The sequence below is a fragment of the Bacillus sp. FJAT-26390 genome (assembly GCF_001682865.1).
GTDB lineage: Bacteria > Bacillota > Bacilli > Paenibacillales > Paenibacillaceae > Pristimantibacillus.
The window spans coordinates 228,926-255,574 of record NZ_MAQX01000001.1; the positions used below are offsets into that span (position 1 = coordinate 228,926).

The 26,649-nt window shown below is 50.4% G+C and carries 21 protein-coding genes and 2 pseudogenes; 19 read left to right on the top strand and 4 right to left on the bottom strand.

Annotated elements, in window-relative coordinates:
• Positions 1 to 16: 16 nt before the first annotated feature.
• A complete protein-coding gene (locus A7975_RS01040; protein WP_065383885.1) occupies positions 17 to 940 on the top strand; it encodes an oligopeptide/dipeptide ABC transporter ATP-binding protein in 924 nt (307 codons plus the stop codon).
• Positions 930 to 1,529, top strand: coding sequence for an ABC transporter ATP-binding protein (locus A7975_RS01045; RefSeq protein WP_065383886.1), 600 nt, complete (start codon positions 930 to 932; stop codon positions 1,527 to 1,529). The genes A7975_RS01040 and A7975_RS01045 overlap by 11 nt, the downstream gene beginning before the upstream one ends.
• 18 nt (positions 1,530 to 1,547) lie before the next feature.
• Here A7975_RS01045 and A7975_RS01050 read toward each other — a convergent pair whose 3' ends face one another.
• A complete protein-coding gene (locus A7975_RS01050; RefSeq protein WP_053377739.1) occupies positions 1,548 to 2,390 on the bottom strand; it encodes a helix-turn-helix transcriptional regulator in 843 nt (280 codons plus the stop codon).
• Positions 2,391 to 2,513: 123 nt separating this feature from the next.
• On the opposite strand from A7975_RS01050, the gene fabF reads away from it, so the two are divergent.
• The 7 genes from fabF (at position 2,514) to A7975_RS01085 (ending at position 10,736) form a co-directional block, all read left to right on the top strand.
• On the top strand, positions 2,514 to 3,752 hold the full coding sequence (gene fabF, locus A7975_RS01055; RefSeq protein WP_065383887.1) for a beta-ketoacyl-ACP synthase II: 1,239 nt from the start codon (positions 2,514 to 2,516) through the stop codon (positions 3,750 to 3,752).
• 100 nt (positions 3,753 to 3,852) lie between these two features.
• Positions 3,853 to 5,475, top strand: a complete 1,623-nt coding sequence (locus tag A7975_RS01060; RefSeq protein WP_065383888.1) for a helix-turn-helix domain-containing protein — start codon at positions 3,853 to 3,855, stop codon at positions 5,473 to 5,475.
• Between the two features lie 146 nt (positions 5,476 to 5,621).
• Entirely contained in the window at positions 5,622 to 6,545 is a 924-nt protein-coding gene (locus tag A7975_RS01065) for a FecCD family ABC transporter permease (RefSeq protein ID WP_065383889.1), read from the top strand.
• A 2-nt stretch (positions 6,546 to 6,547) separates the two neighbouring features.
• Positions 6,548 to 7,585, top strand: coding sequence for a FecCD family ABC transporter permease (locus tag A7975_RS01070; RefSeq protein WP_065383890.1), 1,038 nt, complete (start codon positions 6,548 to 6,550; stop codon positions 7,583 to 7,585).
• A 1-nt stretch (position 7,586) separates the two neighbouring features.
• Positions 7,587 to 8,540: an ABC transporter substrate-binding protein gene (locus A7975_RS01075; protein WP_065383891.1), complete on the top strand. Its 954-nt coding sequence runs from the start codon at positions 7,587 to 7,589 to the stop codon at positions 8,538 to 8,540.
• 193 nt (positions 8,541 to 8,733) lie between these two features.
• A complete protein-coding gene (locus tag A7975_RS01080) occupies positions 8,734 to 9,813 on the top strand; it encodes an AI-2E family transporter (protein WP_065383892.1) in 1,080 nt (359 codons plus the stop codon).
• A gap of 95 nt (positions 9,814 to 9,908) precedes the next feature.
• Positions 9,909 to 10,736, top strand: coding sequence for a uroporphyrinogen-III synthase (locus tag A7975_RS01085; RefSeq protein ID WP_065383893.1), 828 nt, complete (start codon positions 9,909 to 9,911; stop codon positions 10,734 to 10,736).
• Positions 10,737 to 10,816: 80 nt separating this feature from the next.
• Here A7975_RS01085 and A7975_RS01090 read toward each other — a convergent pair whose 3' ends face one another.
• Entirely contained in the window at positions 10,817 to 11,482 is a 666-nt protein-coding gene (locus tag A7975_RS01090) for a GntR family transcriptional regulator (RefSeq protein WP_053375362.1), read from the bottom strand.
• 197 nt (positions 11,483 to 11,679) lie between these two features.
• On the opposite strand from A7975_RS01090, the gene A7975_RS01095 reads away from it, so the two are divergent.
• Positions 11,680 to 12,909: an MFS transporter gene (locus tag A7975_RS01095; RefSeq protein ID WP_053375363.1), complete on the top strand. Its 1,230-nt coding sequence runs from the start codon at positions 11,680 to 11,682 to the stop codon at positions 12,907 to 12,909.
• Positions 12,910 to 13,273: 364 nt separating this feature from the next.
• On the opposite strand, the gene A7975_RS01100 is transcribed toward A7975_RS01095, so the two are convergent.
• Positions 13,274 to 14,152: an AraC family transcriptional regulator gene (locus A7975_RS01100; protein WP_053375364.1), complete on the bottom strand. Its 879-nt coding sequence runs from the start codon at positions 14,150 to 14,152 to the stop codon at positions 13,274 to 13,276.
• Positions 14,153 to 14,309: 157 nt separating this feature from the next.
• On the opposite strand from A7975_RS01100, the gene A7975_RS01105 reads away from it, so the two are divergent.
• The 7 genes and pseudogenes from A7975_RS01105 (at position 14,310) to A7975_RS01125 (ending at position 22,277) form a co-directional block, all read left to right on the top strand.
• Positions 14,310 to 15,389 (top strand): Gfo/Idh/MocA family protein, encoded by a 1,080-nt coding sequence (locus tag A7975_RS01105; protein WP_065383894.1) that lies wholly within the window; start codon positions 14,310 to 14,312, stop codon positions 15,387 to 15,389.
• 29 nt (positions 15,390 to 15,418) lie between these two features.
• On the top strand, positions 15,419 to 16,255 hold the full coding sequence (locus A7975_RS01110) for a sugar phosphate isomerase/epimerase family protein (RefSeq protein WP_065383895.1): 837 nt from the start codon (positions 15,419 to 15,421) through the stop codon (positions 16,253 to 16,255).
• Between the two features lie 294 nt (positions 16,256 to 16,549).
• Positions 16,550 to 17,329, top strand: a pseudogene (locus A7975_RS35585) (glycoside hydrolase family 95 protein); the annotation flags it as partial.
• A gap of 105 nt (positions 17,330 to 17,434) precedes the next feature.
• A pseudogene (locus A7975_RS35590) lies at positions 17,435 to 18,625 on the top strand (glycosyl hydrolase family 95 catalytic domain-containing protein); the annotation flags it as partial.
• A gap of 24 nt (positions 18,626 to 18,649) precedes the next feature.
• Positions 18,650 to 18,934: a glycoside hydrolase family 95-like protein gene (locus tag A7975_RS35595; protein WP_483295897.1), complete on the top strand. Its 285-nt coding sequence runs from the start codon at positions 18,650 to 18,652 to the stop codon at positions 18,932 to 18,934.
• Positions 18,935 to 18,939: 5 nt separating this feature from the next.
• Complete coding sequence (locus A7975_RS01120; RefSeq protein WP_065383897.1) at positions 18,940 to 21,771, top strand: glycoside hydrolase family 3 C-terminal domain-containing protein; 2,832 nt, start codon at positions 18,940 to 18,942, stop codon at positions 21,769 to 21,771.
• 155 nt (positions 21,772 to 21,926) lie between these two features.
• Complete coding sequence (locus tag A7975_RS01125) at positions 21,927 to 22,277, top strand: hypothetical protein (protein ID WP_053375369.1); 351 nt, start codon at positions 21,927 to 21,929, stop codon at positions 22,275 to 22,277.
• A 34-nt stretch (positions 22,278 to 22,311) separates the two neighbouring features.
• Here A7975_RS01125 and A7975_RS01130 read toward each other — a convergent pair whose 3' ends face one another.
• Positions 22,312 to 22,866, bottom strand: coding sequence for a GNAT family N-acetyltransferase (locus A7975_RS01130; RefSeq protein WP_065383898.1), 555 nt, complete (start codon positions 22,864 to 22,866; stop codon positions 22,312 to 22,314).
• Positions 22,867 to 23,090: 224 nt separating this feature from the next.
• On the opposite strand from A7975_RS01130, the gene A7975_RS01135 reads away from it, so the two are divergent.
• Both A7975_RS01135 and A7975_RS01140 read left to right on the top strand, forming a co-directional pair.
• Entirely contained in the window at positions 23,091 to 24,893 is a 1,803-nt protein-coding gene (locus tag A7975_RS01135) for a sensor histidine kinase (RefSeq protein ID WP_053375371.1), read from the top strand.
• Positions 24,894 to 24,918: 25 nt separating this feature from the next.
• On the top strand, positions 24,919 to 26,445 hold the full coding sequence (locus A7975_RS01140; RefSeq protein WP_483295898.1) for a response regulator transcription factor: 1,527 nt from the start codon (positions 24,919 to 24,921) through the stop codon (positions 26,443 to 26,445).
• Positions 26,446 to 26,649 lie beyond the last annotated feature (204 nt).

Here is a 26,649-nt window from a genome sequence, read left to right on the forward strand (position 1 = left end):
GAAGGGAGGAACCAATATGCCTCTGCTAGAGGTAAACAAGCTATCGATTTCCTTCATGCAATACCAGAAAGGCAGCCAGCAGCATAAGGTTACGGTCATGGAGGAGCTTGATTTTGCGATAAACGAGGGGGAGATCGTTGCGGTCGTCGGAGCGAGCGGCTCGGGCAAAAGCCTGCTTGCTCATGCGATTATGGGCATTCTTCCGAAAAATGTCGTGATGACGGGAAGCATCTCCTATGGCGGCGAGCTGCTTGACGAGGCTAAGCTTCGACATTACCGCGGCAAGGAAATCGCGCTTGTTCCCCAGTCAGTCAGCTATCTGGATCCGTTAATGCGGGTAGGCAAGCAGCTGCGGACGCAAGCTGACGGAGCTGAACAGCTTAAGGAACGGCAAGGCTTATTCGAGCGGTTTCAGCTTGGCAAGCATGTGGAGAAGCTTTTTCCGTTTCAGCTCTCCGGCGGCATGGCGCGCAAGGTGCTTGTCTCGACGGCGGCGCTTGGAAGAACGCGGCTCATTATTGCAGACGAGCCGACGCCAGGCATGCATCCGGGCGATGTAACGGAGGCACTCGGGAAATTTAAGCAGCTGGCCGAGGGTGGCTGCGCGGTATTGTTCATTTCGCATGACATTGAGGCGGCGCTTCGCATCGCCGATAAGGTTGCCGTCTTTTATGCGGGGATGATTATTGAGCTTGCTCCAGCAGCAGATTTTCATGGGAATGGCGAGCGGCTTCGACATCCTTACAGCCAAGCTTTGTGGCGCGCGCTGCCGCAAAATGGCTTTGAGCCAATTGCCGGCACGCAGCCTGCAAAAAGCGCCTCCATCAAAGGCTGCCTTTTCGCGGAGCGATGCAGCTCGGCTGCTGACTCTTGCGGCTCTAGCAGGCCGGAGCCGCGTGACCTAAGAGGCGGAATGGTGAGGTGTATCCATGCGACTTGAAGGAAAAAATCTCAGCTGGCGCTACCCTGGCGGCGATTGGTTGTTTCAAGACTTCAGCATCGCGCTTGCCCCTGGTGAAGTGTTAGGACTGATCGGTCCTAGCGGAAGCGGCAAAACATCGCTTGGACGTATATTAGCTGGCTACACAGCTCCGATATCAGGCGAGGTTACCGTCGGAGGCCAAAGCAAGCGTGCGCAAAGCTATGATCCGGTGCAGATGATTTTTCAGCATCCCGAACGCGCGGTTAACCCAAGATGGCGAATGGCTAAGACGCTAACGGAGGGATGGGCTCCTGATGCCGAGCTTCTTGCTGCGCTTGGTTTCCAAGAGGAGTGGCTGGTTCGATATCCGAATGAACTCTCCGGAGGCGAGCTGCAGCGCTGCTGCATTGCAAGAGCGCTGGGTCCAAAGACGAAATTTCTGATCGCGGATGAAATGACGACGATGCTTGACGCGATTACGCAGGCGCAAATTTGGCATACGGTGCTGGATATCGTTCGCTCCCGTCAGATCGGTTTGCTCGTTGTCAGCCATGACCATGCCTTAGTAAGCAAAATTTGCAGCCGCACGGTCCAATTTGGCGAATAAATGGATACGAAATTCCCGTTAATCATGCTTCTCCATAAGTCTGCGCAGCTTCGCTTCCGTTGAAGATTCAGGCGCTGGCGTATACACGCTGCACCGAAGGTCGGTGCTTCCCTGCACTTGGAAGGAAGTGAGATGGAACAGCATTTTACCTACCTTCGCATGCCGAAATTCCAGCAATACATCCGGAGCAGAGCTGACCTGGCTTTGCTCCCACAAATATTGAAACTCCGGATGGCTCCCCTTCATTTCTTCAATAAATCGCTCATACCAATCATCCTGTACATATTGGCCGTAATAAGCGCGAAAGATAGCCAAATACCCGCCCACAAAATGCTCCCAATTGCCGGCAAGCCGCCGGAATTCTTTCCTTGTGAACAACAGCTCAATCATATTTCGCTGTTCAGCGGGAATTTGTTCAAAATCCATAAACACATGAGAAGCCGCTTGATTCCAGCCGACAATCTGGCAGCGGCGATCGGAGATAATCGTTGGACAGAAGCGCAGCTCCTGCAAAATTCGCTGCAAGGAAGGCGTAATCTCGGACTGCTCCTCATTCATTTGGATGGCGCCGTGGCCGGTCTCGAGCGCGAGGGCATATAAATATTTTCGCTCATCATCATTCATTTGCAGCGCGGCCGCGACACAATCGAGAACGGAGGAAGATACTTTTATATCACGTCCCTGCTCAAGCCATGTGTACCAGGTTGGGCTCACGCCGGCAAGCGAAGCGACCTCCTCGCGCCTTAGCCCGGGCGTTCTCCTCCGTGTTCCAGCCGGAAAACCAGCATCCTCCGGCCTGATTTTGGCGCGCTTCGACTTGAGGAAGGAGGACAGCGCTTGTAGTCTCGTTTCTCGGTTGATCATAGAATCCACCCTATTTCAGTATAGTAGTACTGATTATACTATAATAAACTACAACTTGTAATAGGATAACAACTATGACAAACTACACTTCATCAAGGTATTCGTGAAGGAGGATTAACGATGGAAAGAGTCGTTATTACAGGCATGGGCGTTATTTCGCCGCTAGGAAACGATGTGGAGCAATTTTGGAATCGGTTGGTTAAAGGGGAGTCGGGCATTTCAACGATTGACTCCTTTGATACGTCTAGGCATAAAGCTAAAATCGCCGGCCTCGTAAAAGATTTTGACGCGGATGAGCGATTTGGCCGCAAGGAAGCACGCCGGATGGATCGTTTCAGCCAGTTTGCGATAGCGGCTGCGGAACAAGCGCTGGAGGACGCGGCGCTTTCGCTTGATGAAACCGACCGTGAGCGCGTCGGCGTCTATGTTGGATCGGGGATCGGCGGCATTCAGACGCTGCTGGGCCAAGCTGAGGTGCTGCATGAGCGCGGTCCCGATCGGGTTAGCCCGACGCTGGTTCCGATGATGATCGCCAATATGGCTGCCGCGATGATCAGCATCAGGTTCGGCACGCAAGGACCGTCGATGGCACCGGTTACCGCTTGCTCGATAGGAAATACGGCAATTGGCGAAGCTTGGCGCCTTATTCGCTCGGGCAGCGCGGATGTCGTTATCGCTGGCGGCTCGGAGGCCGCTATTACGGATATATCGCTTGCGAGCTTTGGCAACGCGACCTCGATTTCTACGCGCAACGAGGCGCCGGAGCTTGCAAGCCGGCCGTTTGATGCGGGGCGTGACGGATTCGTCATGGCAGAGGGAGCAGGCATTCTCGTGCTTGAATCGTTGTCTCATGCCTTAGCCAGAGGAGCCCGCATTCATGCGGAGGTGATCGGCTACGGAGCTAGCTCCGACGCTTATCATATGGTGGCGACCCATCCGGATGGCATCGGCGCCTATCAAGCGATGAAGCATGCGCTGCGCGAGGCTGGCTTGCAGCCGGAGCAAATTGATCTGATCAGCGCGCATGCGACCAGCACGGAAATCGGCGACCGCTCGGAAACGGCTGCCATCAAAAAACTGTTCGGCGAGCTGGCCTACCGTATTCCAGTAACTGCGAACAAGTCGATGACCGGCCACATGCTGGGCGCTGCAGGCGGCGCGGAAGCGATTGCTCTGGTGAAAAGCATCCAAGAGGGCATCATTCCCCCGACGATTAACCAAGAGGAACCAGATTCGTATTGTGATCTTGATTATGTGCCGAACGAAGCGCGCGAGGCGAATATCGAAATTGGCATGTCCAATTCCTTTGGCTTCGGCGGCCATAATGCCGTTATTATTTTGAAGAAATATACAGCGTAAAATGATTGTAATCGTCCCGGATTTTCATTACAATTGATAATGGTTTTCATTTATTTCTGCCACTGGCAGCGATAAACTATCCGGGAGGGGCGCGGCTGGTATGAGCACGCTTGAGCATGGTCCATTATTACGCGACGTTATTTTTGAAATAGAGCAAGCAGGCAAGAGCATGGAGACACCAAGCTGGGCTGACGGAACGATTCCGCTCGCCCAGCATATTTTGCTATACATCGCAAAGGGCGACGGCAGCCTCAGCATCAACGGGCAATCGAGCCGAATCGAACGTGATTCGCTCCATGTTCTTACGCTCGGCACGACTTTGGATATGCAGCTGTTATCTGATTCCGGCACGGAGCTGTACTGGGTTGCGTTTGATTGGTTTCGTCTATCCGAGCGGTCGGATGCAGGAAGATCCTATGTGCGCGAGACTTCTTTTCCGCTGCAGGGCAAGCTAAAGGTCAGCGGCAAAGAGTTCAAGCGCTATTTTTATTTGCTGGCATCGGATGGGCAGCAGTTAAAAGAGCGGAATCGACTGCTCGGACAACAGTATTTATATGAGTTGCTGGAGGGGCTGCTTCGTCAAGCCGAGCCCGCTGCAAATCATGAAATAGAGGATCGTCTGCGATTAACGATCGATTATATGCAGAGCCATTACCGCGAGGAGATTCGAGTAAACAAGCTGGCTGAGCTGGCGCAGCTGCATCCTTCCTATTACGCGCAAGTATTCAAGCGGTCCATGGCTAAAACCCCCGTATCCTATTTAACTCATCTGCGAATGAACAAAGCAAAAGAGATGCTGCTTATGACCGATATGCCTGTCATTGATATTGCGGCTGATGTAGGTTATGAGGATGAATTTTATTTTAGCCGCCGATTCAAGGAAACGAGCGGTTATTCGCCTACTATTTATACGAAAAAACAAGATTTGAACATCATTTCGCTTTCTTCCCCCTATACGGATCATTTATATACGCTTGGGCTGCGGCCTTGCGCAGCGCAAATGCATCGATTTTTGCCTCTCGTGACGACGGAGCTCACTTTGCCGAAGCATGCAACCGATCCATGGGAGATCAGCAGGCAGGCGTTTAGCGACATGAAGCCCGATTTGATTGTCTGCAAGGACAATGTCCTGTCAAAGGCGAAAGCGCATATAAACGATATCGCCCCGATCGTGCCTATTCCTTGGGCTAGCAAGGATATTTATACGCATCTAAAGGAAATTGCGGAGCTTGTTGATAAAGAGCAGGCGGCAAATAATTGGATGGACAACCATGAGCGGCTGGCGGAACGCGTGCGAAGGAAGGCACAAAAAGCGATTGGGGGTGCAACGGTAACGATATGTGTAGTCCGCAAAAATGATCTTAGAGTGTATGGCACGCGGAACATTGGCCATATCTTTTATCGTTCGCTGCAATTAACGCTGCCGGAGAGAATTAGCAAGGCGCAGGGTGCTCATCCCATTGGCACAGGCTTCAACTGGCTGTCGATTAAGCCGGATGAGATTAAGGAGTTCGAATCGGATTATTTGTTTATTTCTTGCGAGACGGAGGCTGACCGCTTGCGGCTTATGAAGCTCATCCGCGCTAATCCTTATTGGATGAAGCATCCGGCCATTCAGAACAATAAACTGTTTTTTATCGATTGGGAGAAGTGGATCGTGTATGCGCCTCACGGAATAAACCAACAATTAGAAGAGATCGAGCGGCTGCTGAGCAGGATGTAGCAGCCGCCGCCGGCGATCTTGGAATAATCCATGAAACAATCTTGAATTATGTCATGTACGCAAAAAAAGGGTAAGGTATAATAAATTGGTGATAATGATTATCAATATTAAAAGAGTGAAGGGAGGCTTATTTCGTATAGAAGGATATGACAGGGAATAAAACATGGAAAACAACGATATGGTTTGCAGCGGCATTCGCAGCGCTGTTGATGTCTATATTTTGGGCAATATCGAGCGGCGCGAAGGAGCTGAGCCTTGCGACGGTGTGGTCTGCCGTCTTCCATTACGATCCGGCTTTGACGGCCCATCAAATCATGCATGAATATCGGATCCCGCGCGTGCTGGGCGCGGTCATAACCGGCATGGCTTTCGCTGTAGCCGGCGCGCTTATGCAAGGCGTGACGCGAAATCCGATGGCGGATGCCGGCATACTTGGCGTGAACGCGGGGGCGGCGCTTAGCACGCTGTTAATCGTTCTGCTCGGATCGGCAACGCAAGGCGGGCTTCATTCCATTAGGCTGACGATTGCTGGCGCTGTCGTAGCGGCAATCCTTCATTCCTTCAGCAGCGGGATCGCGATCTATTACGATTTGAGCCAAGATCTCGCATTCTGGTATGCTGGCGGCGTTGCAGGGGTGAAGTGGGAGCATTTGAAGGTGCTAGCGCCGCTTGTGTTCCTTGTTATTGCATGGGCAACAACGATGGGCCGCTCCATTAGTTTTTTGTCGCTAGGGGATGAAACGGCTGCAAGTCTTGGCATACATACCGGCACCATAAAAGTTCTTGGCATGGCTGCTGCTGTTATTTTAGCAGGCGCTTCCGTGTCCGCAGCGGGATCAATCGGTTTTGTAGGTTTGGTTGTACCGCATATTGCCCGTCGGTTTATGGGGGTTGATTATCGCAAAATTATTCCTTTCTCCGCCTTGCTGGGGGCGATATTGCTCGTATGGGCTGATTTTGCGTCGCGTATGGTCAATCCGCCGCGGGAGTTTGCGATAGGGGCTATGGTTGCCCTAGTCGGCGTGCCTTTCTTTCTGTATTTGGCCCGCAAAGAAAGGCGGGAGCTTTAAATATGGCTAGCTTGGAACAAAAAAGATCAGCCAGAGCGTTAGTTGCCGCAATTATTTTGCTGGCGCTCGCCATTGCCGTTGTCATCGTGAGCTTGAATACGGGAACGATTCGATTGTCCCCGGCTTCAATCTGGCGAACGCTGCTTGGCGGCGGAACATCCGATGAACAGCTTATTTTATTCGATTACCGCTTGCCTCGCATTGTCATTACGATACTGGCTGGCATCGGCCTTGGCATTTCGGGAGCTGTCATGCAGGGCGTGTCCCGCAACACGCTGGCGGACCCGGGCATTATCGGCATTCATGCCGGCGCGGCCTTTGGATTAATCCTCTTCGTTTCTTTTTTTCGGACGATGGAAGGGCCGGCTGCGCTGCTAATCCCGATGTTCACTTTTGCAGGCGGGGTCGTCATTTCGATTATCATTATTGCACTCGCCTACGATCGATATAAAGGAATCATTCCGATCCGCTTGATATTGGTTGGGATCGCGGTTGAAGCAGGCGTCAGCGCCTTCACGTTATTTCTCTCCTTAAGGCTTGACGAGGATACGTATTCCTTCACCTCCCGGTGGCTTGCCGGAAGCGTCTGGGGGAGAGATTGGATCAATGTATGGGCGCTGCTGCCTTGGATCGTTTTGATCGTGCCGATCATTTATTTCCGTTCACGGTCGCTTGATTTATTCGCCTTAGGCGATGAGACAGCTTCCGGCGTAGGCAGCCAGGTGACGCGGAATCGCTTGTTTTTGCTGGGGTTAGCGGTGGCATTATCCTGTGCAAGCGTGTCGATGGCGGGCGGCATCGGTTTTATCGGGCTCATAGCCCCTCATATTGCGAGGCGGCTCGCAGGGCCGCAGCATCGCCATTTTTTACCGATAGCCGCGCTTGTGGGGCTGCTTATACTAGTGAGCGCGGACACAATAGGCCGCTCTATCTTTCAGCCAAATGCGATTCCAGCTGGGGTCGTCGTTGCGGCGATTGGCGGTCCGTATTTTCTTTATTTGCTCTTACATTCAAAACCTAACACACGGAGGAATCATTAACATGAAAAGAATAGTCGCAACAGTTGTTTTGCTTATGCTAGTAGGGGTGCTAGCCGCTTGCGGACAGTCCTCGAATAATGGCGCTGCCGGCACGAACGCGCCGTCAAATGCCGCAACCGAAGCGCCCGAGTCTTCGGCAGACGTTAAGTCGCATGATCCAAATGCGAAAATTGCTTCGATGTCGATACATATTACGAATAACCTGCTCGCGCTCGGCATAACGCCTGTAGGCTCGGTCGTTGGCGGCGATGTAAAGGACTTTCTTCCGCATGTGGCAGATCGTTTGCAGGGCGCTGCGAAGTTTGGTGTCGTAACGGATCCGGATATGGAAGCGGTACTCGCGCAAAAGCCGGACGTCATCTACATCGATGAGGTTTACTCCGGCAAAGATTTGGCTAAGATCGAGAAGATTGCCCCTACGATCAGCATCGATATGGATCATGGAACATGGCGCGACCATTTGAACCGGATCGCTAAGCATGTGGGCAAGGAGAAGGAAGCGGAAGCTTTTATTAAGGGTTACGAGTCTAAGGCAGAGCGCGTGAAGGCGTTAATTCACGCAGAGCTTGGACAAGACGCAAAAGCAATGGCGATCCGCATGACAGCGAAGGAGCTTCGGGTCATGGGCATGCCGCGTCCGGTCGGACCGATTATGTTTGAGGATCTCGGACTCCAGCCAGCGGCAGGCGTCGAAAAAATCGTCGATGAGCCTTATGCGGTTATTTCACAAGAGGTGCTGCCAGACTTTGACGCGGATGCCATCTTCGTCATTATTAGCAAAGGCACCGAGGCGAAAGCGAAATTCGACGAGCTGGAGAAAAACATCGTTTGGCAAAATTTGAAGGCGGTCAAAAATAAGCATGTGTACGTGCTGGACGGCCAGAAATGGCTGGATTACTCCTCCATCGGCCATAGCATGGCGCTTGATGATGCAGAAAAGCTATTTTCCAAGTAAGCGAATAGGCAGGTTTAGAAGATCGCAGCGGGGGCGGAAGCGCCTTGCTGCGATCTTCTTTTTGTTTCAGCAGAAGTTGAAGCGGGTAAATGGGAAGTAACCTATTTTTGGGGGCGACCGACTGGCACAGTGCTTTCTGCCATCTGTGCCGCTTGGCTGAATATCTCATCTAAAAAGAGAAGAAGGTGAATGCATGGCCAAGCATAATCGTTTTATGAGATGGTGCTTTTCGATCATTTTGGTGCTGATCATCATTTATTTGGGATCGCTTGTTGATTTTATTTTCAAGCCCATTTTGTCGTTATTCAGTATGATCATCGTACCGCTCATGCTTGCAGCATTTTTTTATTATTTGGTTCGTCCGCTCGTGAATGTAATGGAGCGGCACAAGGTGAATCGGACCTTTGCCGTTTTGCTCATTTATTTGGCGTTCGCGGTCATTATGGCCGGTTTTAGCATCGTCGTATGGCCTTCGCTGCGAACACAATTGTTTAATCTGGTCGAAAATGCGCCTACGCTGTTCACCTCGTTAAGCGATCAAGTAGAGGAGCTTCAGCATAATCGCTTTTTATCGACTTTTTTGCCGCAGGATTCGAATCTACTCTCTAAGCTGACCGAGTATTTGAACAAAGGCTTTACGTTGCTCACGGATTATTTATCCGGGCTGTTTGCCTTTTTCTCCAATTTTGCGATCGTGTTAATCACGTTTCCGATTCTGCTGTTTTATATGCTGAAGGAAGGCGGGAAGTTTGGGGAACAAATCGTCAGCTTTATCCCCAAGCGGTTCCGTAAGGACGGGACGGAGGTTATGGCTGAGATCGATCATATGCTAAGCAGCTTTATCGTAGGCCGGGTGATCGTCAATTTGGCGCTTGGCGTATTGATGTACCTTGGTTTTCTAATTATTGATTTGCCATACGCGCTGCTGCTTACCGTCGTGGCGGTCATACTTAATTTTATCCCGTTTATCGGCTCATTCCTGTCCTCGGTGCCTATCGTCATCATCGGATTTATTGAAGCGCCGTCCATTGCGATCTGGTCGATTGTGATCATTACGATCGCTCAGCAAATCCAAGATAATTTGATTGCCCCATATGTGTTTGGCAAGCAGCTTGATATTCATCCGCTGACAACAATTATATTGGTGCTTGTAGGCGGGGATATCGCGGGGATACTTGGCATTTTGCTCATTATACCGGTGTATATGATTTTGAAAATCGTTTATTGCAGGGTGTATGAGCTATTCTTTAAGCAATTATGGGAAAACGCATGATATTTATTTGGCTGAATGGATGCGTGTTCTTCCTTTCTCTGGTATAATGACGTCGACTTAGGCAAATTAACCGAAAGTACGGTGGCAGAAACAATATGAGCATAATCGCTTTGAAAAATAAACGAATCGTCATTGCCGGATCGCGCAAAACAGATGAAATGAGCTTAATCGTAGAAAAACAAGGCGGAATTCCAATCATTCGCTCGCTTCAAGGTTTAACGATGTTTGACGAGGATTTGCTTGCGGAGCCGCTGCGGAATTTCGCAGAGCAGGGCACCGACTGGCTCATTTTGACGACGGGGATGGGATCGGACAGCTTGATTGCCGCAGCTGACAAGCTGGGCATTGGACAGGCTGTTCGGGACCGGATGTCACAAGCGAAAATTGCAACAAGAGGCTACAAAACGTCAGCGTTTCTCAAACGGGCGGGCCTCAAGGCCGTTGTCAGCGATGATGACGGGACGATGAAGGGGCTAATAGACAATTTGTCGGCATATGATTTTCAAGGGCAGCGCGTATGGATTCAGCTGCATGGCGAGCCGGCGCCTGAGCTGGTGCGTTTTCTTGAATCAAAAGGCGCGAAACAGGTAGAGACCGTGCTGCCGTACAAACATGTTCCGCCGAGTGCAGCCACATTGGATACGCTAATGGCGGAGTTGGCTGAAGGATCGGTAGACACCATATGCTTCACGACCGCGGTGCAGGTGCATTATTTGTTTAAGTATGCCGGTGAAACGGATCGCATAGCTTTTCTGTTGGATGTCTTTGAAGGGCGAATCGTTGCAGCAGCAGTCGGAAAAGTAACGCAGGAGGCGCTGAGGGAGTACGGGGTGAAACGGATAGTTGTCCCGGAGCTGGAGAGAATGGGCGCGCTAATTATTGAAATCGGCCGTTATTATGAAAGCGTTGAAGGCAGCAAATGATAGTCGAGTGTTTTAAAAAAAGTGATGATACGCCAAATGCGGCGGAATCATCACTTTTTTTAGTTGCTGCTGCATACGGATTAGAGCATGGCATCCAGATTTTGCAGCGGCCTGAGTAAATTATATTTCATTAAGCTCGCGGCAGCTTCGACATCACGTGCTTCCAACGCTTGAATGATCGCCTCATGATCTTTGCCGGCAGCCTGCGTCTCCCAATTCGGGCGTTTAATAAAAATGTACTTATATCTTCTAATATGCATTTGAAGGGAGGAGCTGAACGTCAATATATACGGGTTGTTTGCGATTTGCAAAATCCTATCATGAAACTTCTCGTCAAACTCCATCGCTTGATAAAACTCTTTTTGGTCAACGCATTCGTCGAAGGAAGCATTGATGGCGCGCAGCTCTTCGATATGCTCCGGCTGGATGTTGGCGGCGGCAAGCTCGGCAGCTAATGCATGAAGGGCAGTTAACGGCCCATATAGCTTGACGATATCCTCCTTCTCCAGCGTCGTCACTCTCGTTTCTTTTCCTGGAAACGTCTGAATGAGACCCTGAACCTCAAGCAGCTGAAAAGCTTCCCTAATCGGCGTGCGGCTCACGCCCAGCGCTTCGGCAAGATCAGTATCGATAAGCTTCTCTCCAGGCTGAAGCGTGCCGTCGATAATCCATTTTTGAAGCTGGGTCAAGGTGCGCTCTTTGGCGGATAGTCTAACCGGGGTGGAATAGTCGGTTGGAATAGGCAACACGAGCCCTCCTTTATTATTTTATTTCATTATTAATTAATTTGGATACAACCAATATATAATATATCGCATAATGAATGACCGACGCAAATGATTAAACGTGCAAAATGAATAGATTGCTTTTATCCGCTTAAGGAAATATAATATGCAATATATCGCATATCACAATACATTATTTTGAGTAAGGAGTAACCTGTATGTCCAGCAACCAAGCCTCTATCGCCACGTCGCCAACCGCTTTACAAACGCTGTTTCCTTTATTGTTTGCCATTAGCTTCGTACATTTGATTAATGATACGATTCAGTCTGTCGTACCGGCCTTATTTCCGATCTTAAAGGATTCGCTATCGCTCAGCTTCGCGCAAATCGGCTTGATCTCATTGATGATCAATGTAACGGCGGCGCTGCTTCAGCCGATCATTGGCATTTTCTCCGATACGCATCCGAAGCCGATGCTGCTGCCGATAGGCATGCTGTTTACGCTGGGCGGGGTTGCGGCACTATCCTACGCGTCACATTTCTGGATGGTCATGGCCGCTGTAATGCTTATTGGGGTCGGCTCGGCCGTCTTCCATCCGATCTCCGCGCGTGTAGCTTATTTAGCAGCAGGAACAAGGAAGGGCACAGGCCAGTCTATTTTTCAATTCGGCGGCAATATTGGACAATCGCTTGCTCCGATCATGACAGCTCTGTTATTCGTCCATACGGGTCAGCAGGGTGTCATCTGGTTTGCGCTATTTGCTACAATCGGAATCGTCATTCAATATAATGTGGCAAAATGGTATGGGTCGCAGCTTGCTCTGGTTCCTAGCAAGAGCACGAAACAGGCGGCCAAGCCAGTGTCTAAGCTAAATGTATCATCGGGTAAAGTCGTATTTGCGCTCACGATTTTAATGATTCTTGTTTTTTCCAAAAACGTGTATATCGCTGCGATCAGCAGCTACTATTCCTTCTATGCAATCGATCATTTTGGATTATCGGTCGGCCATGCGCAAATGGTGCTGTTCGTCTTTCTGGCCGCCAACGTAATTGGTTTGCTGCTCGGGGGCATTTTGGCGGATAAGTTCAGCCGCCGCAGCTTGATCTGGTTTTCCATATTGGGAACGGCTCCGTTTGCCCTGCTGCTCCCTTACGCGAATTTAACGTTTTCCGTCATTTTAATCTTTTTTGCCGGACTCATTTTAGCCTCGGCTTTCTCCGTAATACTGGTTTATGCGAATGAACTGCTGCCAGGCAGAGTAGGACTCGTATCAGGCGTGTTCTTCGGGATGGCGTTTGGACTCGGCGGCATCGGCTCGGCTATCCTTGGCAATCTGGCCGACTCCATGGGCATCGAGTTTGTCATTCGCTGCACTTCGTATTTGCCTCTGCTCGGCATGCTTACGATTTTGCTGCCATCGGATCGGAAGAGTAAGGCTAGCGAGTAGATTAGCACGGGTAAGGCTTGCAAGGCATTCGATACGAGCTGGGAAGCATAGGGTTATGAATATAGTGCTTAGCGCACCTTGTCTCGACCAGTTAGAGGGCGAATTTCTCACTTGGACAATTTCCGCGTTGTCCCCATCCACATACAATAATGGTGTATAGCCCAATCGGTGCTGGAAGGGGAGTAGCGCTGTGAGTAAGCGGACTTTAATGATCGTATCGCTTGTCATTTACGTTTTGCTAGCCATCTTATTCGTGGTTCTGTCTATTATCAACTAAACACATAACAGAGCAAGGGCTGCCCCATGAGTAGAATGTTCTACGTTGGGCAGCCCTTGCTCGTTTTATTTGAATGGCTATAGGCTATTAGCTGAGCTTTTCCTGATTGAGCTTTGTTTTTCGGTACTCCTTAGGCACGACGCCCTTGGTTTCGCGAAAAATGCGGGAAAATGTTTTGTAGGAGCCGTAGCCCACCTCAAGCGCGATTTCGGCGACGCTCATATCGGTTGAGACGAGCAGGCTGCACGCATGCCGCAAGCGCAGGTCATGCAGGAAGTGGACGAAGGTTTGTCCGGTCGTCTGTTTTATGACCTCGCTTATTCGAGATACGCTGAGGGAGAAGCGGCTGGCAAGATCAGAGAGCGCGATCTCATCCTGATAATGGCGATGAATATAATGAATGATCGGCCAAACCGATGCGTTGGATTTGGAGCCAAGCGTTGAAATGACTGCTGATGGAGCGGCTTTCCGGCGATAGCGGTCGAAGCAGGCCAATATTTCCTTTAACCTGACTTGGAGCATCGTCCGGCGCCAAGGCTCTTGACCTTGATATTCATGATACATATCCTCGATTAAATGCTTCATCCTTGCGTTTTCGGCGCCGCTTAGCTGAACGAATGGCGGCAGCATATTTTGGGCGATTAAGTCCATAAGGCCGTTTTCTTGACCCGGCTCTATCAATAAATCCATGCTGAACATGCAATTATAAAGCACTAATGTACTGCCTGGCTCCGTAAAAAGCTCATGCACCTGATAAGGCAGCACGAATGTAAAGGTGCCGGGCAGCATTTGATGCTTGGCATCATTGATCGATTCGGAGCCTCTTCCGTCTACGACATAAGAAAACTCCAAAAAGTCGTGGCGATGCGGGCGAAAGCCATGATAAAGCCGGTTCAAGCTAATATGGAGAGGAGAGGAAGTGTTCATATTTGGATACGTTTTCAAATAATCAGGTATATAAGTCATGAAATAATGGATTCCTCCGAAAATCTGAGACGTTTATCGAAAAACAAGCACGATTTCTGATCCCGTTTATTTTAACATAAATAACGAGATCAAGCGTTAGCGAAAGCAAATGCTTGCGAAGGAAGCTTTGTTATCCAACTCATTAGGAGGAATTTCAGTGGCCGTTGACAATAAAATTAGAATCGGCATTATCGGCGCAGGCAATATCGGTAATGTGCATGCAGGTGAATTTTCAAAGCTGGGCGAAGAGTGCGTCATTACGGCAATTACGGATGCTTATTTGCCGCTTGCTGTAGAGCGCGCGAAGCAATACGGCATCGCAAACGTAGCAAATTCGCCAGAGGAGCTGATTCAGCGCTCTGACATAGATGCGGTTATTATCGGCGTGCCTAACCAGTTCCACGCGCCGCTTGCGCTGCAAGCATTGGCGGCTGGCAAGCATGTCCTGCTCGAGAAGCCGATGGGAATCAACGGCGATGCGGCTCGTCAAATTTTGAAAGCAAGCCAAGCTTCCGATCGCGTTGTCATGGTCGGCCATCAAATGCGCTGGGAATCGGTGCCGATGCAAATTAAAGAGCAAATCGACCGCGGGGAGCTTGGCAAAATATATACGGCAAAAACCGGCTGGTTCCGCCGCAAAGGCATCCCAGGCTGGGGCACATGGTTTACGCAAATGGATCAATCTGGCGGCGGTCCGCTTATCGATATCGGCGTTCATATGCTTGATCTAGCGCTGTACTTGATGGGCAATCCAAAGCCGGTATCCGTTTACGGGGCAACCTATGCCGAGTTTGGTCCAAGCCGCAAAGGCATTGGCACTTGGGGAACGCCGAATTGGAACGGTACTTATGATGTCGAGGATTTGGCAACGGCCTTGATCAAAATGGAAGACGGAAGCACGCTTTCGCTGGAAGTCAGCTGGGCAGTTCATATGGATACGGACAATACGCCGTTCATTCATGTGATGGGTTCGGAAGGCGGCGCCAGCTACCGCGGTGCCGAAGGCAAGCTGCTTACGGAGAAGTTTGACCGTCCGATCGAAACGGTGCTTCGCAAAGCCGACAACGATGAAGGGGAACGCGCGCGTCTAAGCCGCCACTTCCTTGCTTGCATTCGGGAAGGCAAGCAGCCGATTACTTCCGCTTTAACTGGGTTTACGAACAACCTTGTGCTTGATGCGATTTATGAATCATCCCGCACAGGCAACGAAGTGAAGCTGGATTGGGATTTAAACTAAAATAATTGAAGGAACAAGGAGGAAACCGCATGTTAAGAGGACTAACCGGCGCAGGGCTTGGCCGCATAGAAAGTGACGAACGCCTCATTGAGCTTGCTGGGGCAAATGGTTTTCAGGCTGTGGATTTGGATGCGGGATCGCTGATCGAGCGTCATGGGGTAGAGCAGGCACGCGAGCTGCTTGCCAAGAACGGCGTGGTGATTGGCTCGATCGGGCTGCCGGTAGAATGGAGAACGACGGAAGAGGCGTTTCTGGAAGGTTTGGAGAAGCTTGCTGCTTCCGCCGCAGCCGCAGCTGCGCTTGGATGCACGAGCTGCTGCACGTATATTTTGCCTTCCACGGATTTGAAGGCCGCTCGCTTTATGGCATTGGCAACACGCAGATTGCGTACTTGCGCGCAAATTCTTGGCGCATATGGCATACGCCTCGGACTTGAGTTTGTTGGTCCGCATCACTTGCGTACACGCTGGGCGAACCCGTTCATTTGGACGCTTGAGGAGACGCTGGAATGGATCGACGCGATTGGCGAGAGCAACGTAGGGCTGTTGTTTGACGCATACCACTGGTATACGAACGAGTTGACTATTGCCGATATCGAAGCGCTTCGCGCCGATCAAATCGTGCATGTCCATATTAATGACGCGCCAGACGTGCCAGTAGCAGAAGCGCTCGACAATGGCCGGATCTATCCGGGCGAAGGCGTTATTGATCTTGTGGGCTTCCTTCAAGCGCTTGATCGTATCGGCTATAAGGGCGCGGTGTCGCAGGAGATTTTGACCGCTGAGGCTCCATCGCAATCGCCGGAAGAGCTCGTTCAGCGCTCCAAAGCCGGCTTCGATAAAGTATTTGGCGCAGCAGGCCTATAGAACGGAACTTAAAAATGGTTGAGCGCTTGGTAAAGGCAGCTCAGCCATTTTTTTAGTTTGCAGCAGAAATTGCCATAGACGTGTGCTTATCGTGCGACCATGGTGTAACGCATGCGCCATTTCTCCCATGCAACGATTCACAGACAACCTCCCTAAAAACCAACAAAAATAACCATTGCCGCAAGCAAGCGCTAATTTACATATGATTTTGTTTGAAATCTGATGGGTACTGTTCGAGAAGGGGAATCCGTTATGATGGATAATAACCGTTTTTTTAAACAGGAGACCGATAATATGGCAAATAAGGCAGAGCAGATACACCCGCTGCATCTTTGGTATAAGCAGCCGGCTACCAGATGGGAAGAAGCGCTGCCGATCGGCAACGGCCGATTAGGCGGCATGGTATTTGGCGGCGTGAATAAGGAACGGATTCAATTAAATGAAGATACGCTTTGGTCGGGCTTTCCCCGCGATACTAATAATTACGAAGCGCTCCGTTATTTGAAGCGTGCGCGGGAGCTGATTGCGGAGAAGCGGTTTGTAGAGGCTGAGCAGCTCATTGAGGCGAAAATGCTCGGAACTAATACCGAATCGTATCAGCCGATGGGCGATTGGCTTTTAGAGCACCATTTTGCACAACAAAACGATCAGCCTGAAAGTTATATTCGCAAGCTTGACATTGACGCGGGCATCACCATGACAAGCTTCAAGCTCGGACGAACCACGTATACACGCGAGACGTTTGTCAGCGCAGTCGATCAAGTGCTTTGCACAAGATTTGAAGCGGATGGAGACGAGCTTCTGGAGCTTACCGCATCGCTGCAAGCGTCCGTACCGTTCGAGCTTTCCTCACAAGACAACCATTCTATTGTGCTGCACGGACGCTGTCCAAGCCATGTCGCGGACAATTATTTGGGCGATCATCCGAGGGCAGTCCAGTATGAAAGGGACCTTGGCATTACGTTTCAAACGAAGCTTGCTGTGAAGGTGGATGGCGGCGAGGCCAGTGTTAACGGCGACAAGCAATTAATGATTCGCGGCGCTCGTTCCGCTACTTTTCTGCTCAGCGCGGCAACAAGCTTTGAAGGTTTTGATCGTCAGCCAGAAGCGAACGCGGACGTCATTAGCATGCAAAACAATCTCGTGCTGAAAGCGGCACTATCGCTTGGCTATGAAAAGTTGCGCGTGCGCCATGTTGACGATCATCGCCGTTTGTTCCAGCGCGTAGAGATCCAATTAGGGGAAACGCCTAATGCCCATCTGCCTACTGACGAGCGGCTTGAAGCCTATAAAAGAGGCGAGCAAGATCCGCAGCTGGAAGCGTTGTATTTCCAGTATGGCCGGTATTTGCTGATGGCAAGCTCGCGTCCTGGAACGCAGCCGGCTAACCTGCAAGGCATCTGGAATGACCGGGTGCAGCCGCCTTGGAACAGCGATTATACGACAAATATAAATACGCAGATGAACTACTGGCCCGCGGAGCTTGGCAATTTGAGCGAATGCCATGAACCGTTGTTCCAGCTTATTGAGGAGCTAAGCGAGTCAGGCGCGCGAACAGCTGCGATTCATTACAACAGCTCGGGCTGGGCAGCCCACCACAATGTTGATTTGTGGCGCACATCAACCCCAACAGCGGGACATCCAAGCTGGGCGTTTTGGCCGCTTGGCGGCGTATGGCTGACGCAGCATTTGTGGGAGCATTATTTGTATAATCCGAACGAACATTTTTTGCGGGAGAAAGCTTATCCCCTTATGAAAGGGGCAGCGCTCTTTTGCTTGGACTGGCTGCAGGAGAACGAGCAAGGGCTGCTTATGACCTCGCCTTCTACCTCGCCGGAAAATAAATTTCTAACCTCCGAAGGCGAACCGAGCAGCGTAGCGGAATCGTCTGCCATGGATATTACATTAATTGGCGAATTGTTTGTTCACTGCATTGCGGCTGCAAGCCTGCTGAAGCAGGATGAAGCTTTTGCGGAGCGGCTCGCCGCTGCGAGGCTCAAGCTGCCGCCGCTGCAGATTGCACCTAACGGATTATTACAGGAATGGCATGAGCATTTTGAGGAGCATGAGCCGGGTCATCGCCATGTCTCGCACCTATACGGCTTATATCCGGGTACGACGATTAATCAGGAAGAAACGCCGGAGCTCGTTGAAGCAGGGCGGCTATCGCTTGAGAGCCGCATTAAGAACGGCGGCGGACATACGGGGTGGAGCTGTGCTTGGCTCATTAATCTGTATGCGCGGCTGAAGGAGCCAGAGTCCTCCTACCGCTTCATTCATACGCTGCTTGCGCGCTCGACGCATCCGAATTTGTTTGATGATCATCCGCCGTTCCAAATTGACGGCAACTTTGGCGGAGCCGCAGGCATTGCCGAGCTGCTGCTGCAAAGCCATTTGAACAGCATTGAGCTTCTGCCGGCACTTCCGGCTGCGTGGCCGAGCGGCCATATTAAAGGGATTAAGGCAAGAGGCGGCTTTGTCGTTGATATCGAGTGGAAGGACGGAAAGCTGACGAGCGGCCGCATTCTCTCTACGCATGGTTTGCCGTGCAGCCTAAGTTCCAAAGAAGCGATTAACGTTCATACTTCCAAGGGCAAAACAATTGATGCAACTAGGCCATTCCCAACAATCAAAAATGAATGGTACAGCCTAACGACAACAACCAAAGAAGGGGAGTAACCATAATGACGACCAATACACGTTTTCCTTTTGAAAATATAGAGCTTCCGCTAGAAGAGCGGGTAACCGATCTTGTATCTCGCTTTACGCTGGATGAGAAAGTGGAATCGATGGTGCAATATCAGCCGGAAATCGAGAGATTAGGCATAAAACCATATAAGCATGGAACAGAAGCGGCTCATGGCATGGCGTGGCTGGGCGAAGCGACGACGTTCCCGCAGCCGATCGGGCTTGGCTGCACGTGGAATCCCGTGCTGCTGAAGGAAGTGGGCTCGGTCATTGGCGACGAGGCGCGCGTTTACTTTCAGCGCAATCCGGCCATTAACGGTTTGACGTTATGGGCGCCAACGGTCGATATGGAGCGCGATCCGCGCTGGGGCCGGACGGAGGAGGCTTACGGGGAAGATCCGAAGCTGACAGGCGAGCTGACGGCATCGCTCGTGCAGGGCATCCAAGGCGATCACCCGCTTTACTTCAAAGCGGTTGCGACCTTGAAGCATTTTATCGGCAATAACAATGAAATAAATCGCGGCAGCTGCTCGGCGAGCATCGACCCGCGCAACATGAAGGAGTATTATCAAGCTGCGTTTAAGCCGGCGTTCGTGAAGGGCGGCGCGCATTCCATGATGACCTCGTACAACTCGGTCAACGGTACGCCGACGATTTTGCATGAGGATGTAAATAAAGTGGTGAAAGAGGAATGGGGCATGAACGGCTTCATCGTAAGCGATGCAGGCGACTTGCTTGGAATCGTCAATGACCATCACTATTACGACTCCTACAAGGATGCGGTGGCGCATGCGATCAAAGCCGGCATTGACAGCATCACGGATGATAAAGAGAAATCATGCGCCGCGATCCGAGAAGCACTGGCAGAAGGGCTGCTGACGGAGCAGCATTTGGACAAAGCGCTCATCAACACATTCCGCGTGCGCTTCCGGTTGGGCGAGTTTGATCCATCGGGGCAAAATCCTTACGCCAACGTGCCGGAATCGAAGCTGTGCGCGCCTGAGCATGGCGAATTGTCGCTGCAAGCTGCGCGAGAGTCGATCGTGTTGCTGAAAAACGAAGGCAGTATTCTGCCTCTAAACAAAGAAAAGCTAAACAGCGTAGCCGTTATCGGGCCGCTTGCCGATGTCGTATACCGCGACTGGTATTCCGGTTCGCTTCCATACAAAGTGACGCCGCTTGAAGGCGTTAAGAGCAAGCTCGCCGGCAAATCCGTTTCGTACAGCAGCGGCAACGACCGCGTTGTATTGAAATCGGCTGCAAGCGGCAAAGCGCTGCAAGCTTCAACGAACGCTGAAAGCCGCCTGCAGGCCGGCGAATCGGAAGAAGCGGCTGGCGAGACGTTTGAAGTTACCGATTGGGGCTGGGGCAGCTTCACGCTAGAGAGCAAAACCTCCGGCAAGCTGCTTACAAGCGCTGATGATGTCAATATCGCAGCATCGGCAACCGAAGCATTTGGCTGGTATGTGAAGGAAGTTTTCAAGCTTGACGAGCAGCCAGGCAATCAATTTGCGATTCGGACGTGGAACGGCAAGCTGGTATCGGCTCCGAACGGCGGTGCGGATTCCTTGCAAATTACAGAAGCTTCTGAGATTGGGACTAACGAGCTGTTCACGAAGGATGTTATCACGGACGGCATCGCTGAGGCGGTTGCGGCAGCGAAAGCGGCCGAAACGGCAATCGTCTTCGTCGGCAACAATCCGCTCATTAACGGCAAGGAAGAGGTCGATCGCCCAAGCCTTGATTTGGCTGCATCGCAAAACGAGCTAATCAACGCTGTATTCGCGGCTAATCCTAATACGGCCGTAGTCGTCATCGGCAGCTATCCGTTTGCGCTGAACGCGGTTAATGAGAAAATACCGGCGATTGTTTACTTGTCGCATGCGGGGCAAGAGCTCGGCAACGCCATCGCAGACGTGCTCTTTGGCGACTATTCGCCCGCAGGACGCCTTAATATGACCTGGTACAAATCCGAGGAGCAGCTGACAGACCTGATGGACTATGACATTTTGAAGGGCAAAAGAACGTACCTGTACTTTGACGGCGAGCATTTGTACCCGTTCGGTTACGGCCTCAGCTACGGTTCATTCCGTTATGGCCCGCTTGAATTAACAAATAACGCGGCTAACATCGAAGGCAGCGTAACCGCTAAGCTGCAGGTAACGAACGAGTCTGCCGTTATCGCCGATGAGGTCGTGCAATTGTACGTCCGTACGGAAGGATCGCGGGTTGAGCGCCCGCTGAAGAAGCTTGTTGGCTTTACGCGGATCACGTTGCAGCCGGGAGAGACAAAGGATGTGCAAATCATTGTCCCTGCGGAAGAGCTTGCGATTTGGGATGTAACGCGTGGCCGGTTCTGCCTTGAAAGTGCTGCATATACGTTTGCGGCTGGCGGCTCCTCCGATGACGTTAAAGTGTCTGCCACCATCACGATAGTGGGAGAAACGATTCCGCAGCGCAATTTATCGCTGCAAACTCGCGCAGAGAACTATGATGATTATGCGCATGTTTATTTGGACGAGAGCAAAGAGGGGGGCACGGCTGTCCGGCTATCGCAATCCGAAGGCTGGATCGCGTTCAAGGATATCGATTGGTCAAACGGCTCTTCGGTTTTGGAAGCACGCGTCAGCGGCGGGGAACAGGGCGGCTCGTTATCGGTTACGATTGGCAGCCCGGTTCGTTCAGCAATCGGCGCTTGCACCGTCGCGGCGAGCGGCGAGCAGCAATGGCAAACCGTTCGGATTGACTTGTCCGCCATGAAGCCTGAGGGCGATCTGGTTATCGGCTTGACGGGAAGCGTTAAGCTATCCTATTTTCACATTCAATAAGGTTAGCTTTCATTCATACGAATGTACGGAGCTGTTCAAAGCTGCAATACGGGCCTTGGACAGCACCGTTTTTTTGCGCGGCTGCGGTTGCATTTTCCGAAAAACGGCTTTATTGTTTAAACTAGCATAGAACATTGGCAGAGGAGCTAGTTGCAGTGAAGAATGAAATCGAGATTAACTTGTATAAGGATTGGATCGATACCGTGAAGGAAGTATTTCGAGGCTCGGGGCATCCATTGCCGGATTCGATCAGCGACAGGGAGGCAGCGTTTGCCTACTTCTCTCAGACTGCCCAATCGGATGAAGAGGCTGAGCAGCGGCTTGAGGCGAATGAGGAGCGTCTTTCCTCGATGGAGCAAATTATTTTGGAACATTTCGAGACGGTTATTGCTCCGGATATACGCAGCAAGACGGGGTATACAGGCGACCGCTTTACCTTCCAATGGTTGTACAACCAAGGCGAGCATGTCGTCGAAAAACATTCATCGTACCGCATACCGCTCTGATCAGAGCGGTTTTTTGCGCTTGCATGCGGCTCAGCTACTCAAACGTGAAATACCAGAAGATTGCAATCTCATTGCTGCTCTCATCAAGACCTTTGTATAGAAAGGAATCAAAACCGCCGATAACAAATCCACAGCTTTCATAAAATTTGCACGCTCTGACGTTATTGTTTTGCGTTTCTAGCATGATGCCCGGCAAGCCAGCGGACTTCGCCCATTGCTTAGCCTGTTCGATTAATAGGCGGCCAGCGCCAGATCTTCGGGATTGCTTGTCCACCTTGATGTCTTCGATATAGGCGTAATGGTTCCAGTTTTTTTTCAAAATGATTTGGCCGACCGCTTTATTTTCCAGATACGCTAGATATACGATTTGATTCGGGTTAGCGATGTACGCCGAGTAGTCAGAGTCCGTTGTTTCTTCGTTTGGATCACTGGAGTAGCTTTTCTCATAACGGGGAATCTCTTTTACCGTATATCCGATTTTATTATGGTTTGCATGCAAAATGAGGATAGAATCAACGGTAAAGCTATCATCAAAGTCGATCCAATCGTCTTGATTGTCAGCTGTTAATTGTCTGATATGGATATCCATATAGGTCCTCCTAGTTTTAGGCGTTAGTAGCTGTTGACAGCCTTAGCAGCGTATATTCACTTTTAACACATGAAGCCAAGGAAGGGCAATGTCTAATTTCCATATGATAAAATAACGAATAAGTTATGTATGAATGCGCCCATGCCCGCTTTATAATATAGGATGCTTCAGAACTTTGCACAAAAAAGTAAACGCTTTCCCAATGAGGGGAGGGAGCAGATGATATGAAAACTAGGATCAGTTCGATCGCCAACAAGATGAACAATATACGCATAAAAAACAAGCTGATCTTTTCATTTATTCTTGTTGTATTTGTTCCCGTGCTTATCGTTGGCATATTTTTAACGGTCGCTTTTCGCCAAAACGTACTCGACCAGGCAACCCAGCAAATTACGAACAACGTAGAGCGAATCAAGAAACAGACCTTGGACATTATACGGATGCCGATTGAGATTTCGGATAAGCTGCTCGTCGACAGCCGGTTGACCAATGTCGTGAACACACAGTACGATTCGACCTTCGAGGTTGTCAAAGCGTTCTGGGATTACCGCGATTTTCGCGACTATATCCACCTATATAGCGAAGTGTACAACATCCGTTTCTACACGACGAATATGACCATCCTAGATAACTGGGAATTTCTTAAATTGACCGACCCTATTGCACGGGAGCCTTGGTATAAGTCAGCGATAGGGGAGGACGGCATTCATTGGGGTTATATTCGCGACGAAACGAAGAACAACCGGAAATATTTGAGCCTCATTCGAAAAATTACGTTTCCAACCTACCGGACAAGCGGCGTGCTGGTAATCGGGGTTAACCAAGACGAGCTGAACGCGATGATCAGCCAGGAGCCGTTCGATACGATGATCATTGATGATAGCGGCAATATGATTGCCGCCAAAAACCCTGAATGGGTGGGCAAAAACATATCTGAATTAGACTTTGCCAGTAAACTAACGAATAAAGCGAAGGGCACCTACGAGCTTAAATATGACGGCAAGCCATCCAAAATCGTAATCGAGGATCTGCTTCCTGATTCAAGCCGCAATGGGCTCAAAATCGTCTCCGTATTTACGATTGACAGCATCGTAAGCGGGGCCAATCGCATAAGCTTGCTCGGATTCGGCATCATTATGCTAAGTCTGCTTATCGCGTTTGTGTTAATTTATATTTTCTCGGCGATTTTAGCAAAGCGGATGCTCGTCTTGAATAAAGATTTGAACAAGGTCGCAATGGGCGACTTGAATGTCATTTCGAATGTGACAGGCAGTGACGAGATCGGCATATTATCCAAACAATTTAACAATATGGTCGTCAGCATACGCGGCTTAATGGATGAGGTAGCGGAATCGCACAAACAGCAGGCGCAGCTGCAGCTCAGGCAAAAAGAGATTAAGCTCAAGATGATGGCAAGCCAGATCAATCCGCATTTTCTGTTCAATGCGCTGGAGTCGATCCGTATGAAGGCGCATATCAAGGGCGAGACGGAAATCTCTTCAATCGTCCGTATGCTGGGCAAAATGATTCGCCGCAATTTAGAGGTTGGAACGCGTAAAATCGCCCTGAAGGACGAGCTGGAGATGGTACGCTGCTATTTGGAAATCCAAAAGTTCAGATACGGGAATGATCGCTTGGCCTTCCGCCTTGATATCGACGAAGCCGGACAGGAAATTGAAGTTCCGCCGCTCATTATTCAGCCGCTTATCGAGAATGCGGTCGTTCATGGGCTGGAAAATGTGGCAGAGGGCGGCTTCGTTTCGTTAACGACGCAGGTGATTGAACGTGTGCTCCGCATAGAGGTTGTCGATAATGGCGTAGGCATTGGCGAGGACAAAATCGATCAAATTAATGAAGCTCTTCATGATATGGAAGAAGAGGAGGAGTACCGGATCGGGCTGCGCAATGTTCATCAACGGCTAGTCATGATCTATGGCGACAGCTACGGCTTAACGATTAAGAGCGAGCTGGGCCTTGGTACCCAAATTACTTTTGAAATTCCGATAGGGGGTCATCCATTTGCATAAAGTGCTTATTGTCGACGACGAGCCGATGATTCGAGAAGGGCTGCAGACGTTAGTGGATTGGGGCAAATACGGCTTTGCCGTCGTTGGAGCAGCATCGAACGGCCGAGAGGCGGTGGAGAAACATGCGGCGCTTGGTCCTGATTTGATTCTCATCGACATTCGGATGCCTGGCATGGATGGGCTGCAAGCGATAGAGGAAATAAGGAAGACGGACGCAGTTTGCCACTTCTTGATTTTGAGCGGATATGCCGAGTTTGATTATGCGAAGCAAGCGATAGCGCATAATGTAGACGGTTATATCTTAAAGCCTATCGATGAGGATGAGCTGGAGAGCTATGTCGAGCGCATCAGCACCCGTCTCCAAAAACAGTCAGAGCAGCAGCTGAATGCGGAACAATCGACGATGCTTCTGCGCGAGGAGATGCTTCAGCAGCTTGCTGCGGGCAAGCTTGACCCGAATCTATCTAGCACCCAAGAATTGAAAACGCTATTAGGAGCGCCGGCAAAATATTATCAGCTGCTTTTAATCGAGCTTTACAGCAGAGAGCATTCCCTTACGATGAATGCAACGCTTAAGAAGAAGCTTGCGGAAATTGTCGAGCAGAAGCAGCTGGGCTTTGTTTTCTCGGCTGAGCCCTATGTTGGGGTGCTGCTAAAAGATTTTTTGCTGCAAAATGGCTCGCGAGAGCAAATGAAGCAATGGATCGAGGAATGCTGCGGCGCGAGGGTGCGCTTCGCGGCAGCAGCAAGCGATTCGGTTCGCGATCCCGGTGAGCTGCAGAATTGGACGCCTGCCGTACGGGGGTTGCTGAAGCAGCGCTTTATGCTGCAGGGGCAGCAAATTCACTTGGCATCATTGTTTCTTCATGGTAAGCAATCGGAGCAGCCTATCCAAAGCGAAGCGCCTTCGATTGACAGCCTTGCGCAGAAGCTTTATTACATGCTCGATATCGGCAGCAAGGATGGGGTAGACAAGGCGCTGCAAGAGGCTTCCGAGCACATTTGCGCGTATGACATATCGGAGCAATTCGTCAAATCAAGCTGGGCTCAGCTGCTTACAATCGTATTGAACAAAGCGACCGCGTCCAATCCGGGAGTTTCCGTGCAGGAGGATTTGTCGATGGTTACCGCTCTGTATCTTGCGCATCATTATGATGAAATGATCGATCAGCTTCGGAAGCGGCTTTCGGATTTGGCAGCGAAAATAGGCAAGTCGGACAGCTTGTCCGTTATGAAGCAAATGACGGACTTCATTGAACGTCACTACAGCGAGAACATTAAACTGGAGACGCTGGCTGATCTGTTTAATTACAATAGCGGCTACCTCGGCAAAATGTTCAAAAACTATACGGGGGAGCATTTTAATACTTACTTGGATCAGGTGCGCATCCAGCACGCGATCGAGCTTCTGCAAGAGGGGCTGAAGGTGCATCAGGTATCGGAGCGGGTCGGCTATGCGAATGTCGATTACTTCCACAGCAAATTCAAAAAGTATAAGGGTGTTTCTCCTTCCTCTTTCAAGAGCGTGTCTGGCAAGCCGGCCTCTGAATAGAAGAGTAGAAGCGATAAAAAGGATAAAGCTGCATGGAAAAAGGTCGCCCATTTCTTCTGGCTGTTAGAGCCGGCTGATAAATAGGCGTCTTTTTTATGGCAAAATTATTTGTAACCATCGGTTATGAAAGCGCTTGAAAGTGCGTATTTTGATATGATTTTAAGTCTAATTTGTTGGGTGCAAGGTAGTGGCATGCATCGTTTA